The sequence below is a fragment of the Mycetocola reblochoni REB411 genome (assembly GCF_900163835.1).
GTDB classification, from domain to species: domain Bacteria; phylum Actinomycetota; class Actinomycetes; order Actinomycetales; family Microbacteriaceae; genus Mycetocola_B; species Mycetocola_B reblochoni.
On sequence record NZ_FUKR01000048.1, the window covers coordinates 40,095 to 54,389 of the forward strand.

The window sequence follows — 14,295 nt, forward strand, 5'->3', positions numbered from 1 at the left end:
CGCCCCAGCGGACGCCACGGCTCAGGCGTCCGCCGACACCGCCCAGAAGTTCACGCCCGCGTCGCCGGCGAACTCGTCGATCGCCGTCAGCTCCTCCTGGCTGAACTCGAGGTTGTCGAGCGCCGCGAGGTTCTCCTTCAGCTGCGTGACCGACGAGACCCCGATGAGCGTCGACACGACGGCGGGGTTGTGCAGCACCCAGGCCAGCGCCATCTGCGCCAGCGACTGCCCCCGGCCCGCGGCGATGACGGCCAGTCCGCGCAGCCGGCGACGCAGCTCCTCGTCGACGTGACGCGACCGCGGCGAACCGGCCGACTCCGCGGGGGCGTCTCCGAGATAGCGGTCGGTCAGCAGGCCCTGCGCGAGCGCTGTGAACGCGATCGCCCCGCGGCCGCGACGGACGAGCACCTCGTCCAGTCCGCCCTCGATCCAGCGGTTCAGCAGCGAGTACGCCGGCTGGTGGATGACCAGGGGGGTGCCCAGCCTGTCCGCGATGTCGAGCGCCTGCTCGGTGCGCTCCGCCGAGTAGGACGAGATCCCGACGTAGCGGGTCTTGCCCTGCCGGACGGCCGTGTCGAGAGCCCCGATCGTCTCCTCCAGCGGGGTGTCCTCGTCGAAGCGGTGCGAGTAGAAGATGTCGACGTGGTCGAGGCCGAGCCGCTGCAGCGAGGCGTCCAGGCTGGAGAGCAGGTACCCGCGCGAGCCGAGCTGTCCGAACGGCCCCGGCCACATGTCCCAGCCGGCCTTCGTCGTGATCGTGAGCTCGTCGCGGTACGGCGCGAAGTCCTTGCGCAGGTGCCGGCCGAGGTTCTCCTCCGCCGAGCCGTACGGCGGACCGTAGTTGTTGGCCAGGTCCCAGTGGTTGACCCCGTGGTCGAAGGCGTAGCGGAGGATCTCGCGCTGGGTCTGGAAGGGGCGGTCGTCGCCGAAGTTGTACCAGAAGCCGAGCGAGAGCGGCGGCAGCAGCAGCCCGCTGTCGCCGAGGCGGCGGTACTCGGTGCCGGTGTAGCGATCGGCTGCGGCGCGGTAGGGCGCGTGGGTGTCGGGGACCCCCTGGTCGAAGCGGACACGCGACTGCGTCATGGCACGGACTCCCTTGTTGCCGGTAGACGCCGCCGTCCGGCGACGCCATCGTCAGCCTAAACGGGATCGGGGCGCGCGGACCAGCGACCGCGTCACACGCCGACGGGTATCGTCCGCCACGCCGGACGGGCTAACCTTCACCCATGGCGACACCGGCACAGACACCCTCGACCGGCCGCGGCCGGCTCACCGCGCTCCTCACCGACCAGCTGGGCTGGCTGGCGATGCGGAGCCTGCAGATCCTGGTGGTGATCGGTCTGGCCGCCCTGCTGGTGGTCGCGCTCGTCCAGCTGAAGGTCGTGGTCATCCCCGTCCTCATCGCACTCATCCTCTCCGCCGCAATCTCGCCGGTGGTCCGCTGGCTCGCGGCCAAGAAGGTGCCGAAGATGCTCGCAACCTGGATCACCCTGATCGCCGGTGCGCTCATCTTCGGCGGCGTCGTCTGGCTGATCTCCTCGACCGTCTCGAACCAGTGGGACGACCTGGTCGAGTCGGCGAGCAACGGCGTCGCGCAGATCAACGACGCGCTCCAGCACCTGCCGTTCTCCATCAGCAACGACCAACTGGAGAGCATGAAGAGCGCCGTCGGGGACTTCCTCACCAGCAGCCAGTTCGGCTCGGGGGCCATCGCGGGCGTGTCCGCCGTCGCGAGCGTGATCACCGGCTTCCTGCTGACCCTGGTCATCCTGTTCTACTTCCTCAAGGACGGCGACCGGATCTGGGCGTTCATCCTCACCCCGTTCAGCGGCGAGCGCTACGCCCGCGGCGTCCGGGTGGGCCAGACCACGCAGCGCGTGCTCGGCGGTTACGTCAGGGGGACGGCGACGATCGCCCTCGTCGACGCGATCGGCATCGGCGCGGTGCTGCTGATCATGCAGGTGCCGCTCGCGATCCCGCTCACCGTGGTCGTCTTCGTCGGCGCGTTCATCCCGATCGTCGGGGCGACGCTGGCCGGAACGCTCGCGGCGCTCGTCGCGCTCGTCGACCAGGGGCTCGTCGTCGCACTGATCGTCGTGGCCGCGGTCGTCGCCGTCAACCAGCTGGAGGGGAACCTGCTTCAGCCCGTGGTCATGGCCCAGTCGCTGAAGCTGCACCCGCTCGTCGTCCTCGTCGCGCTGACCGGCGGCACCGTGCTGGCAGGGATCATCGGTGCGGTGCTGGCGGTCCCGATCGTCGCCGCGGCGTGGGCGATCATCAAGACCTGGAACGTCCCCGCAGACCCGGAGGTGCTCGCCAGCGACGCGGCGGCGGAGCCGGCGCGGCCGCGACCGCCACGCGGACGGCTCGCCCGATTCATCCTCGGCGCGCGCGGCTGATCCTCCGGGCTTCCGATTAACCCCCGCCCTGGCCGGGGGTGTCGGCGGTCACAGCGTCTACTCTTGACGCTATGGCGACGCCGCTGACCACCCTCGCGCTGCTCGGCGTACCGAGCCCCTCCGCCCCGCTGCTGACCGGCGCGGCCGAGCTGCTCTCCGCCGACCCGGGGCGGTCGATCCGCATCATCGGGGTCGGCCCCGACCTCATCGACGACGCGCGCTGGCAGGCGGAGCTGCGCTCCGCACTCGAGGCGGCCGGCTACAGCAGGTCGGTGACCCGGAGGACGACGACGGGGGCCCGCTGGGTGGTCGCCGACCCGCGGACGGCCGCCGGCGTGCGGACCATGCTCGCCGCGACGGGCGGACGGGTCGCCCTGCACCTGGACACCCCGCACGCCGACACCCTGGCCGTGCTCGCCGCGCTCCGCGAGCACGGCGTCCCCTCGGGTCTCACCCTCTCCCTGTCGGGTCCGTTCGGGACGACGCTGCGCACGGCGCGCGCCCTGAACCGCGCGCTCCAGACCACCCTGCCCGACAGCAGGACCCACCGGATCGACCCGGGACTGAGCACGGACATGCTGACGAGCCTGCTCGGCCTGCGCTTCGGGAACCGCCTGTTCGAGCCCCTGCTCGGCGCGGGCAACATCGCCCGGATCGAGATCGTCCGCGAGGAGCCGCGCGCCCAGTCGCCGGACGAGTGCGGGCCGCTCGCCGGTGTCGTCCAGACGGAGCTGCTCCACCTGCTCGGCGTCCTGCTCATGGAGCCGCCGTCGAGCCTCGGTGCCGACGAGCTCCGCGGCGGCCTGCTGCAGGTGCTCCGCGCGACGAGCGTCGCCGGCGACGGGCCGGGCGCGTCGCGACGGGCGCGCTACCTCGGCGGCACGATCGACAAGGTGCCGTTCCCGGCGTTCACCGCCTCGGGGGCCGCGGACACCGAGACGCTGGCCGAGGTGAACGTCCAGGTCGACACCTGGCGCTGGGCCGGCGTCCCCATCGTTCTGCGCGCCGGGCGGGCGCTGAGCGCCAGGCACGAGATCCTCATCACGCTGAAGGACCCGCCCCGCGTGCCGCGTGGGCTCAACCCGGCGCGGACGCCGTCGACCGTGCGGATCGGGCTGGACCCCGCCGAGGTCCAGATCACGCTCGGCATGTCCGGTGGCCCCGATCCGTACACGCTGGAGGCCCGATCGTTCGCGACGGCCCCGCTCAGAGGTTCGGGCAGCGCGGCGGCGCAGTTGCTGGAGGGCGTGCTCTCCGGCGACACGACGCTCAGCCTGGGGGCGCACGCGGTCGAGGAGGGCTGGCGGATCGTGACGCCTGTCCTGAACGCCTGGCAGCGCGGCGACGTGCCCATGGACCAGTACCGGCCGGGCGGGACGGGCCCGAGCGCCTGGCGCTGACGAGGGAGCGACGATGACGGACGGCAGCGGCGGCGGCGCGTGGGGACGAGCCCACCTCACCTTCGGCTGGGCCGAGGCTCGGCTGCGGCGGATGCGGCGGCGCGAGGAACCCGACCACCGGGGGGACGAGCCGGGGAACGACGGTGGGGCGGACGATGCGGCCGCGACGGACCGTTCCTCCGGTGCCACCGATCCCGCTGCCCATCGGGACGGTCCCTACGTGCACCCGCGCACGCGGGAACGTCACGGTGAGCGCGGTCGTGGCGCCGCGTCGGACGGGGACGCCGACTCCCTCTAGGGGCCATGGTGACCGGGCGGCCGCGGCGGACCCGCCACGGCGACAGTACCCGGACCGGTGAGGGCCTCAGCCCTGCCCGTCGCCCCCGGACGGAACGTCCGAGCGTGCGGCGCGCTCCGCCCACCAGGCGCGCAGACGGCGCTCCGCCTCCTCCTCGCCGAGCGGGCCCTCGTCGAGCCGGAGCTCGAGCAGCCAACGGTACGCCTCGCCCACCTCACGGCCGGGCCGAAGACCGAGCACCTCCTGGATGCGGTTGCCGTCGAGGTCGGGGCGGACGGCGTTGAGCTCCTCCTCCTCGGCGAGCACGGCGATGCGGTGCTCGAGGTCGTCGTAGGCGAAACCGAGCCGATCGGCCTTCCGCCTGTTGCGCGTGGTGACGTCGGCGCGCACGAGGATGTGCAGACGCTCGAGCTCGTCACCGGCGTCGCGCACGTAGCGGCGGACCGCGGAGTCGCTCCAGACGGCATCGGTGTAGCCGAAGAACCGCAGGTGCAGCTCGATCAGCCGGTACACGCTGGCGATGGTCTGCCGGTCGTACTTGAGCGCGAGCAGGCGCTTCTTCGCCAGTTTCGCCCCCACGACGTCGTGGTGGTAGAACGTCACCGCGCCGCCGGGCTCCAGGCGCCGCGTCGCCGGCTTGCCGATGTCGTGCAGCAGGGCGGCCAGGCGCAGGACGAGGTCGGGCTCCGCGCCGGGGTGGCGCGAGTGCTCGTAGTCGATCGCCTGGTCGAGGACCGTCAGGGAGTGCTCGTAGACGTCCTTGTGGTGGTGGTGCTCGTCGACCTCGAGGCGCAGCGCGGGGATCTCGGGGAGCACGAGGGCCGCGAGACCCGTGTCGACCATGAGGCGCAGCCCGCGACGCGGTGAGTCGGTGCGCAGCAGCTTGTTCAGCTCGTCCTGCACGCGCTCGGCGCTGACGATCTCGAGACTGCCCGCCCGCTCGGCGATGGCGTCGAGGGTGGCGCCCTCGACCTCGAAGCCGAGCTGCGAGGCGAAACGGACCGCGCGCATCATCCGCAGCGGATCGTCGCCGAAGCTGTGCTCCGGCTCGACGGGCGTGCGCAGCACTCCCGCGAGCAGGTCCTCGATGCCGCCGGCCGGGTCGACGAGCTCGACCTCGGGCACGCGCAGCGCCATGGCGTTCACGGTGAAGTCCCTGCGCCGCAGGTCGCCCTTCAGGCTGTCCCCGAAGGCCACGACCGGCTTGCGGGTCACGCCGTCGTAGCTGTCCGCGCGGTAGGTCGTCACCTCGACGGTGTCGACGAGGTCGCCGACGCGCACCCGGGCACCGATGGTGCCGAACTCGCGGCCGATGTCCCAGTGCGCGGCGCTGATCGGCTCGAGGACGGCGAGGATCTGGTCGGGGCGGGCGTCGGTCGTGAAGTCGAGGTCGTGCACGCTGCGTCCGAGGATGGCGTCCCGCACCGGCCCGCCGACGAGCGCGAGCTCGTGCCCCGCCTCCGCGAAGGCCGCCGCCACGCGGGCCACGATCGGGGACTCGGCGAGCGCCTGCACACGACCGAGGGCGTCGGCCATCCTCACTTCTTGCATGGGGACCATCGTATCGATCGGGCGGGGCGCGCCTGCCGGATCCCGCCCGCCGCGGGCGGCGCCCGCGCGCGTAGACTGCCGCGTGTGAGCGTCTTCGACATCCCCCTGATCACCATCGACGGCCGTGCGACGACCCTCGGCGAGTTGTCCGACGGACCCGTGCTCGTCGTCAACGTCGCCTCGCGCTGCGGCCTCACCCCGCAGTACGGCAAGCTCGAGCAGCTGCAGCGCGACTACGCCGACCGCGGCCTCACCGTCGTCGGCTTCCCCTGCAACCAGTTCGCCGGCCAGGAGCCCGGCTCGGCGGAGAAGATCCAGGAGTTCTGCTCGACGAGCTACGGCGTCACCTTTCCCCTCATGGAGAAGACGAAGGTGAACGGGCGCTCCCGGCACCCGCTCTACGCGGAGCTGACCACGACCCCCGACGGGAACGGCAAGGCCGGGCGCGTGAGCTGGAACTTCGAGAAGTTCGTCGTCGACCGCGACGGCGGGGTCCGCCGCTTCCGCCCGAAGACCCAGCCAGACGACCCCGAGGTGATCGCGGCGATCGACGCCGCCGTCGCCGTCGGACACGGCACGGGGACCGCCTGATGCGCGCCCGCGCGCTGCTGTTCGACATGGACGGCACCGTGCTCGACTCCACCCCCGTCGTCGAGCGACTCTGGAAGGACCTCTGCCGGGCGGAGGGGATCGACGCGGACACCGTCCTTCCGCACATCCACGGTGTGCGCGCGATCGACTCGATCCGGCGCTTCTTCCCCCCGGCGGCCGACCACGAGGCGCTGGCAGCCGGACTGGCCGAGCGGGAGACCACGGAGCTCGACGGCGTCGTCGCGCTTCCCGGCGCAGGGGAGGTCCTCGCGATGCTGCCCCCCGGCTCGGTGGCGCTGGTCACGAGTGCGACGGAACCGCTCATGCGCGCCCGGATGCGCGCCGCGGGGCTGCCCGTCCCCGACGTCGTCGTCACGGCAGAGCAGGTGGCGGAGGGCAAGCCCGACCCGGAGGGGTACCTGCGCGCCGCCCGCCTGCTCGGGGTCGACCCGGAGGACGCGATCGTGTTCGAGGACGCCCCCGCCGGCCTGGCCGCGGCCCGCTCCGCGGGGATGCGGGCCGTCGCGATCGGTGACGGGGGAGGGCCCGAGGCCGACGGACTGCCCCGACTGGAGAACTACCGTGACCTCGACGTCCACGTCGCCTCCGACGGGACTATCAGCCTAAGATTCTGAGCGTCGGCAGATTCCACGATCAGGCGATTCCCACGGGAGAGCAGCATGATCGTCCGGGTTGTCCCGCCCCGGTGCCGCCCCCACCCGATGAAAGTGAGACCCGTGCCTCGAACCCAACGCCACTCCGGCGGTGCCCGGCACGCCCGCAAACGGCGGCTCTGGCCGCGGATCGTGGCCTGGACGGCCGGGGGGCTCGTGGTCGCGCTCGGCATCGGAGTCGGCTCGGTCGCGCTCAAGCTCCAGGGAAACCTGCAGACCGCGCCCCTCACGGCGGGCACCGCGCTGCCGAAGGAGGCGGACGAGAAGCAGTCCCATGACGCGCTCGACATCCTCGTCATCGGCTCGGACAGCCGCGACGCGGACAACGCCGCCTACGGTGACGACGACGGCGGACGCCGCAGCGACGCCCTGATGCTCGTTCACATCGCCAAGGACGACGCCAGGATCGACGTGCTGCAGATCCCCAGGGACACGCTGACCCAACTCCCCGCCTGCGAGGACACCGGCTCGGGCGCGTACGCCGGCGGCTACGGCATGATCAACTCGGCGCTCATGTACGGCGAGAGCTGCTCGGTCGCGGCCGTGCAGGACCTCACCGGCGTCAACATCGAGCACTTCATCTCGATCGACTTCGTCGGGTTCAAGACGATGGTGCAGGCCATCGACGGCCTGCCGATCTGCCTGCCCGAGGCCATGCAGGACAGCTACGCGGGGCTCGACCTGCCCGCGGGTGAGCAGGTCCTCGACGGCGAGCAGGCGCTGTCCCTCGCCCGGACCCGTCACGCGGTCGGCGACGGAAGCGACCTGGCCCGGCTCGGCAACCAGCAGAAGGTCATGGCGGCGCTCATGCAGAAGATCACCAGCGCCGAGGTGCTCACGCGCCCCGACCGGCTGGTCAACCTGCTCGACGCGATCACGAAGTCCCTCACCGTCGACAGCGGGCTCGGCTCGATCGGCAACCTGAGCTCGCTCGCGGCGCGGGTCGCCTCCGTGAAGAACTCGGACATCACCTTCGTCGCGATGCCGGCGGCCGCCGCCCCCACCGACCCGAACCGCGTCGTCCCCACGGAGGCGGCGCAGGCGATCTTCACCAACATCGCCGCCGACGCCCCGCTGAAGATCGAGGGCGAGGAGGGGGCGGACGACTCCGCGACCGCGGACCCGAGCGCCTCCGCAACGCCGAGCGATGAGCCGAGCGTCGCGACCACGACGCCGGTCCTCGTGCTCAACGGGACGATGACCCAGGGTCTGGCCACGTCCACCTCGACCGAGCTGACCGAGGCCGGCTTCGTCTCCGGCGGGGTCGGTGACGCGGCGGTCAGCGAGAAGACCCAGCTGCTCATCACCGACACTGCGGAGGCGCGTGCGACGGCAGAAGCACTGGTGAAGAAGATGGGCTACGACCTGGAGCCCGTCGTCGACGCGAACGCCAGCGGTGTCACGCTCGTCATCGGCGACGACATCGACGAGATCACCACGCCGGTCGCCTCGGAGGAGGCCGTCGAGGCGGAGGCGAGCACCGCCGACGCGAACCTCTGCGGCTGAGCGGACGGTCGGAGGGCTCGGCCGCCCACTGACCACGATGCCCCGGCGACCGAGCGGTCGCCGGGGCATGTCTGGTCGCCCAGGCGTGTCTGGTCGCCGAGGAGTGTCCTCCTGCGGCGGGGCTCCGGCGCGTGACCCTCCGGGCGTGACGCCGAGGCCTCAGGCGCGGGCGGCCTCGTGCTCCGCCCCGGCGAAGAAGACCGCGACGGCGGCGGACAGCGCGGCGGGGTCGTCGACGTGGCAGAGCTCGCGCGCGGAGTGCATCGACAGCAGCGGGATACCGACGTCGACCGTCCTGATCCCCAGGCGGGTGGCGGTCAGCGGCCCGATCGTTGAACCGCAGGGCACGGTGTTGTTGGAGACGAAGTCCTGTCCGGTGATCCCGGCGCCGCGGCACAGTGCCGCCCAGAGTGCGGCGCCGTGCGCGTCGCTGGCGTAGCGCTGGTTGCCGTTGATCTTGAGCAGGGGGCCGCCGCCGAGCATCGGCCTGACCTCGGGGTCGTGGCGCTCCGGGTAGTTGGGGTGGACGCCGTGCCCGGCGTCGGCGGAGAGGCACCAGGAACCGGCGATCGCGCGCGCCGCGTCGTCGGCCGTCCCGCCGAGCCCCGCGGTGATCCGGGCCAGGATGTCGGAGAGGAACGGGCCCGACGCCCCCGACCTGCTGGCGGAGCCGAGCTCCTCGTGATCGAACGCGGCGAGGACGCTGACGTGCTCCGCGCTCGCGGGGGCGGCGAGCAGCGCGGTCACGGCGGCGTGGACGGAGGCGAGGTTGTCGAGGCGGCCGGAGGCGAAGAGCTGGCCGTCGGCTCCGAAGCGCCGCGCCGGCTGCGTGTCGGCGACGAGCACGTCGTGGCCGGCGACGTCCGTCGCGGCGAGCCCTGCGCTCGCGGCGAGCAGTGCGAGCAGGTCGCCCGCGTCGCCCAGTCCGAACACCGGCGCGGTGTGGCGCTGCCGGTCGAGCGTGAGGCCGGAGTTGACCTCGCGGTCCAGGTGGATGGCGAGCTGGGGGATGCGCAGCAGGGGCCCGGTGCGCACGAGGTGCTCGCTGCCGTCCACCGCGACGACACGTCCGGCGAGTTCGAGCTCGCGGTCGAGCCAGGAGTTCAGCAGCGGGCCGCCGTAGACCTCCACCCCGGCCTGCGCCCAGCCGGAGCGCTCGAGGGTGGGCTGGGGCTTGAGCTTGAACCCGGGGGAGTCGGTGTGCGCCCCGAGGATGCGGAACGGGATGCCCGCGTCCGCGCCGGCCGGCTGCCGCCAGGCGATGATCGCGCCGTCCCTGATGACGTAGTGGTCACCGCTGGTGTCGCCCCAGGGCTCGCGCTCGTCGAGGCGGGTGTATCCGGCTTCGTCAAGCCGACGGGCGGTCTCGGCGGCGGCGTGGTACGAGCTGGGGGACGCCGCGACGAATCGGGAGAGATCGTCGATGTGCTGTTCGGGGTCGGGGCGACGAGCTGAGGTCATGGTCTCCATCCAACCACCGGTTCCGCGTCCGTGCGGACTCCCGCTCGTGCCCCGATCAGTCGGACGCGTCGGCCGCCGACGGCCGCCGCCGGGCGAGAACACCCGCGAGGACCGCGCCGGTCGCCAGGAGTCCGCCGCCGAGCAGGGCCAGCGGCGGTCGGTCGTCCGCCCCCGTCCGCGCGAGTGCTGGCACCTCCGCGGAGCCGCTGTCGCCGGCAGCGGCAGCGGCAGCGGCAGCGGCAGCGGCAGCCTCACCGTCGCCAAGGGCCGTTTCGCCCCGCATCGGCGTGGAGGCGGGGGAGACGGAGCCGGCGGACGAGCCGGCGGTGTGGCCGGCGGTGTGGCCGGCGGTGTGGCCGGCGGTGTGGCCGGCGGCGGAAAGGTCGGGCATCCGCTCGGCCGGCACCGCCGCGGCCACGACGGACGCGGAGGACGACGGGGACGCTGCGGCTGGTGCCGGCGTCGCCGGTGAGGCCGACGCCGGCGACGGGGCTGGCGAGGGTGTGGCCGGTGCACCCGGCGTCGACGGCGTGGGCACCGCCGACGCCTCGGACGGCGCTGAGGACGCGGGCGGCGCAGGCGACTCTGACGGCGTCGCCGGCGCAGCCGAGCCGTCACCGCCCGGGGGCGGGGTCACGGTGAACGAGTACGTCGGCGGAGCGGTGGGCGTCGGCGTCGACGGCAGCGGGATGAAGCGGCCCGACCCGTGCCCCTCCATCTCCGGCTGGCGCGGCAGCTCCGCCTCGAGGTCCACGCCGTCGAGGAGGACGCGACTGTTGTCGGCGACGACGGTGGTGCCCAGCGGCGTGAGGTGGCTGTCGACGAGGCTGAGGCGCGCGCAGTCGGGCAGGGCGGGTGTCCGGACCCGGTTCCCGTCCGCCTCGACGCCCGCGATCAGCTCCTCTCCGTCGCAGCTGACCGACCGGCTCACGGGCTCGGAACCGGAGGGGAATCGGATCTCGTGGCTGGTCGAGGGGTCGGGGATCGTGGTGGTCCAGGTGGTGGTGCCGTCGGCGTTGGCCACCGCGGTGCGCATCGGCGTCTCCGTGAGTGCGCCGGCGGCCCCCGGATCGCCGACGCCCCCTCCCGGCCACGGCGTCGCGACGCGCTCGCCCGCGATCGTCCACTCGAGCGCCGCCGAGGTCTCGTCCATGCCGGCAGGGGCGGCGGGGTCGAGTTGCACGTCGAGGGTCATCGTGCCGGACACCGCGCGGTGCTGGTCGAGGTAGCTGCGGAACACGCAGTCGATCACCGCCGGCTCGTCCTCCGCCCGCTCGCAGGCGGCGAGGACCGCGCCGTTGTCGTCGCCGATGGGGAAGCCCCCGCCGAACGCCCGCAGCGGCTCGGGTACGCGGATCCGCAGCGTGTCGTCCGAGGCGACCGCGTCGTCTGCGCTCCAGTCGAACCCGAGACGCAGCAGCCCTCCCGGCAGGACACGACCGGCCTCGTCGACGGCGGCGTCCGGCGCGGCCGCGAGGGTCACCCCGCGGACATCGATGCCCGTGTCCGTCGCCGCGACGGCCGGTGCCGTGATCACGGGGACCAGGGAGACGCCGATCATGCCGACGAGCACGGCGACAAGAACCCGCGCGACGGTGCGAGCGGCGCGACGTCGCCCGCGGGGGGAACGGTGAGCGGGCATCAGGAACGGACGGGGTGCGGGCATGGGTCCTCCAGGGACGGCGCCGCACGGGGACCAGACGCGCCGGAAGTCGAGTACGGGGACGGGTGGACGGTGAAACCGCCGCTCGGAACGAGCGGTCACCCCATCATCGGGATCCCGCCGTCCGACGTGGCGACGCTCCACATGGGGCGCGCTACCCGTCGCCGGCCGGACGCGACTCGACCCCGGCCGGGCGCAGGCCGTTCTGCTTGAGTGCGTTCATCGTCAGGTGGGAGTCGATCCGGGTGATCGCCGACAGGCGCGACAGCCGGTCGGTGAGGAAGCGGTCGTAGGCCTCGCCGTCCGCCACCGCGACCCGGATGTAGTAGTCGGGACGGCCGAACATGCGCCGCATCTCGATGACCTCGTCCATCTCGACGACCGAGCGCTCGAAGTCCTCCATCGTGGCGCGGTCGTTCATCCCGATGTCGACCGCGACCATCACCTCGAAGCCTCGCCCCGCCGCCGCCCAGTCGACGGTCGCCGTGTACCCGGCGATGATCCCCGCCCGCTCCAGGCGGCGCACCCGGCGCAGGCACGGCGGCGGCGTCAGGCCGACACGACGGGCCAGCTCGACGTTGGACATGCGGCCGTCCTCGGCCAGAAGCAACAAAATGCTGTGATCGATGGCGTCGAGTGGAACAACAGTGCGCGATACGCCGGTCATGGGCCCCGAGAATGTCACCACATTGCTCCGATCTTTTCCTAGCATTTCACCATGCCACCCGAACCGCCCGCAACGGCGCCTCTCACCCTGCCGACGGGCGTCCCGCTGGCCGCGGAGACGACGGGCAGCCCCTTCCGCGACGCCGTCGTCGACGCCAGGGGAGCGGGGCTGGCGATGCTGCCGATCGGCCTGGCCTTCGGCGTCCTGGTGACCCAGAGCGGTCTGGACTGGTGGTGGGCCACCGTGTTCGCGAGCGTCGTGTACGCCGGCTCGCTCGAGTTCCTGCTCGTCGGCCTCGTCGCCGTCGCGGCGCCGCTGTCGCAGATCGCCGTGACCGCACTGCTGGTCAACTCCCGGCACGTGTTCTACGCGCTCTCCTTCCCCCTCCACGAGGTGAGGGGAACGCCGGCGCGCGTCTACAGCACCTTCGCGCTCACCGACGAGGCCTACGCGATCACCGCCGGTGCGGCACCGCGCCGGCTCGGAACGGCGCGGATCATCTGGATCCAGGTCATCCTCCACGTGCTCTGGGTCGCGGGGGCCACCGCGGGGGCTCTGGCCGGTGCCGCGCTCCCCGTCCAGCTGCCCGGCGTCGGCTTCGCCCTGACCGCACTGTTCACCGTCCTGTCCATCGAGGCGTTCCGGGCCAGGCACGACATCCCGACGCCCGTACTCGCGATCGTCTGCGGCGCCGTCGCGATGCTGCTCACGCCGGACAACATGCTGCTTGTCGGCACGAGCCTGTTCGCCGCCGCGACGATCGCACGCCTGCTGCTGCGGCGGCGCCGGGGAGGGAGCTCATCGTGACCGATCCGTGGTACCTCGTCTCTGCGGTCGCGATCTCGGCCGCGATCACCTGGACGCTGCGGGCGGCGCCGTTCCTCGTTGTCGGGCAGCTCCGTCGCGCCGCGCTGGTCAGGGAGCTGTCCGAGCAGCTCCCGCTTGGCATCATGATCATCCTGGTCATGTACAGCGTCGGCGGCCTCGGGATCTCCTCGCTCAGCGAGGGCGCCGTCACGGCCGCCTCGCTCTGCGTCACCGTCGCCCTGCAGCTGTGGCGACGCAACGCCGCGCTGAGCATCCTGGCCGGGACGGCGGTTCAGGTGACGCTGCTGTCCTCGCTCGGCTAGGGGCTGGCGACCGCGAAGGTGTCGCAGGCGATCACGCCGCCCTCGAGCCCCGCGGTGAACCAGCTCTGCCGCTGCTGGCTGGAACCGTGCGTCCAGCTGTCCTGGTCGATCCCCCCGGACGCCTGCTGGATGTGGTCGTCCCCGACGGCGGCGGCCGCGTCGAGCGCCGAGGCGATCTGCGCGCGGCTCGGCGGCTCCAGCAGGGCACCGCCGCTCGCGTCCGAGGTCTGTGCCGCGCCGCCCACCCAGGCGCCCGCGAAGCAGTCCGCCTGCAGTTCGAGCCGGACCGAGTCGGAGGAGGGGCCCGTGCCGGAGCGGTCGGCGCGGTCGAAGGTGCCGGCCAGGTGCTGGATGTGGTGACCCCACTCGTGCGCGGCGATGTACAGCTCGGCCAGGGGACCGCCCTCCGCCCCGAGCTGGGAGCTGAGCTGGCCGAAGAAGGCGGTGTCGATGTAGATCGCCTCGTCACCGGGGCAGTAGAACGGCCCGACCGCGCTGGAGGCGTACCCGCAGGCGGTCGAGGTGCCGTCGGAGAAGAGCAGGAAGTCGGGGGAGTGGTACGCGCCGTCGCCGACCTCGGCGTAGGCGCGCGACCAGAAGTCGTCCAGCGAGACGTACGCGGCGCTCATACGGCAGTCCGCGCTGTCGTTGGCGTCCTGACCGGTGCGGCACTCGCTGCCGAGGTCCTGCTCGCTGATGGTGCCCGTCCGCCCCTCGATCGACGACCCCAGCCCCGAGGAGGCGCCGAGCAGGGCGCTGAGGTCGATGCCGAACGCCTGACCGACGAGCACGAGGACGATGACGCCCAGGACGCCCCCGCCCGCGGCGATGCCTCCCGTCCGTGCACCGCTGCGGCGGCGCCTGACCTTCGACGAGCTGATGTCGGCATCGGGCGTGAACGTCACGGGCGGTCCCTTCCTCGTGACCACATGCTAACGGCAGCGGGCACTGGTCG

14 protein-coding genes are annotated in these 14,295 nt (G+C 72.7%); 8 read left to right on the forward strand and 6 right to left on the reverse strand.

What is annotated here, in order from left to right:
- Positions 1–21 precede the first annotated feature (21 nt).
- Positions 22–1,083, reverse strand: coding sequence for an aldo/keto reductase (locus FM119_RS08370; RefSeq protein WP_087137219.1), 1,062 nt, complete (start codon positions 1,081–1,083; stop codon positions 22–24).
- A gap of 143 nt (positions 1,084–1,226) precedes the next feature.
- Here FM119_RS08370 and FM119_RS08375 point away from each other — a divergent pair, with 143 nt between their 5' ends.
- From FM119_RS08375 to FM119_RS08385, 3 genes are all read left to right on the forward strand, one after another.
- The gene (locus tag FM119_RS08375; protein WP_121657643.1) at positions 1,227–2,399 is read left to right on the forward strand and encodes an AI-2E family transporter; all 1,173 of its coding nucleotides are present in this window, start codon (positions 1,227–1,229) and stop codon (positions 2,397–2,399) included.
- Between the two features lie 71 nt (positions 2,400–2,470).
- Positions 2,471–3,799: a hypothetical protein gene (locus FM119_RS08380; protein ID WP_087137220.1), complete on the forward strand. Its 1,329-nt coding sequence runs from the start codon at positions 2,471–2,473 to the stop codon at positions 3,797–3,799.
- Between the two features lie 13 nt (positions 3,800–3,812).
- Positions 3,813–4,097: a hypothetical protein gene (locus FM119_RS08385; RefSeq protein WP_087137221.1), complete on the forward strand. Its 285-nt coding sequence runs from the start codon at positions 3,813–3,815 to the stop codon at positions 4,095–4,097.
- Positions 4,098–4,163: 66 nt separating this feature from the next.
- On the opposite strand, the gene FM119_RS08390 is transcribed toward FM119_RS08385, so the two are convergent.
- Complete coding sequence (locus tag FM119_RS08390; protein ID WP_087137256.1) at positions 4,164–5,648, reverse strand: CCA tRNA nucleotidyltransferase; 1,485 nt, start codon at positions 5,646–5,648, stop codon at positions 4,164–4,166.
- 84 nt (positions 5,649–5,732) lie between these two features.
- On the opposite strand from FM119_RS08390, the gene FM119_RS08395 reads away from it, so the two are divergent.
- The 3 genes from FM119_RS08395 (at position 5,733) to FM119_RS08405 (ending at position 8,419) form a co-directional block, all read left to right on the forward strand.
- Complete coding sequence (locus FM119_RS08395) at positions 5,733–6,239, forward strand: glutathione peroxidase (protein ID WP_087137222.1); 507 nt, start codon at positions 5,733–5,735, stop codon at positions 6,237–6,239.
- Positions 6,239–6,874, forward strand: coding sequence for an HAD-IA family hydrolase (locus tag FM119_RS08400; protein ID WP_087137223.1), 636 nt, complete (start codon positions 6,239–6,241; stop codon positions 6,872–6,874). The genes FM119_RS08395 and FM119_RS08400 overlap by 1 nt, the downstream gene beginning before the upstream one ends.
- A 102-nt stretch (positions 6,875–6,976) precedes the next feature.
- Positions 6,977–8,419 carry an LCP family protein gene (locus FM119_RS08405; protein WP_179205271.1) on the forward strand — a complete coding sequence of 481 codons (1,443 nt, stop codon included), beginning with the start codon at positions 6,977–6,979 and terminating at the stop codon, positions 8,417–8,419.
- Positions 8,420–8,578: 159 nt separating this feature from the next.
- On the opposite strand, the gene FM119_RS08410 is transcribed toward FM119_RS08405, so the two are convergent.
- The 3 genes from FM119_RS08410 to FM119_RS08420 all read right to left on the reverse strand — a co-directional run bounded on the left by FM119_RS08410 (position 8,579) and on the right by FM119_RS08420 (position 12,210).
- Positions 8,579–9,880, reverse strand: a complete 1,302-nt coding sequence (locus tag FM119_RS08410) for a M18 family aminopeptidase (RefSeq protein ID WP_087137257.1) — start codon at positions 9,878–9,880, stop codon at positions 8,579–8,581.
- A 55-nt stretch (positions 9,881–9,935) separates the two neighbouring features.
- Positions 9,936–11,546, reverse strand: a complete 1,611-nt coding sequence (locus tag FM119_RS08415; RefSeq protein ID WP_087137225.1) for an Ig-like domain-containing protein — start codon at positions 11,544–11,546, stop codon at positions 9,936–9,938.
- A gap of 151 nt (positions 11,547–11,697) precedes the next feature.
- Positions 11,698–12,210, reverse strand: coding sequence for an Lrp/AsnC family transcriptional regulator (locus tag FM119_RS08420; protein WP_087137226.1), 513 nt, complete (start codon positions 12,208–12,210; stop codon positions 11,698–11,700).
- 51 nt (positions 12,211–12,261) lie between these two features.
- On the opposite strand from FM119_RS08420, the gene FM119_RS08425 reads away from it, so the two are divergent.
- Complete coding sequence (locus FM119_RS08425; RefSeq protein WP_087137227.1) at positions 12,262–13,017, forward strand: AzlC family ABC transporter permease; 756 nt, start codon at positions 12,262–12,264, stop codon at positions 13,015–13,017.
- Positions 13,014–13,340 (forward strand): branched-chain amino acid transporter permease, encoded by a 327-nt coding sequence (locus tag FM119_RS08430; protein ID WP_087137228.1) that lies wholly within the window; start codon positions 13,014–13,016, stop codon positions 13,338–13,340. Before FM119_RS08425 ends, FM119_RS08430 begins: the two co-directional genes overlap by 4 nt.
- Here FM119_RS08430 and ypfJ read toward each other — a convergent pair.
- The gene (gene ypfJ, locus FM119_RS08435) at positions 13,337–14,245 is read right to left on the reverse strand and encodes a KPN_02809 family neutral zinc metallopeptidase (RefSeq protein WP_087137229.1); all 909 of its coding nucleotides are present in this window, start codon (positions 14,243–14,245) and stop codon (positions 13,337–13,339) included. The genes FM119_RS08430 and ypfJ overlap by 4 nt on opposite strands.
- Positions 14,246–14,295 lie beyond the last annotated feature (50 nt).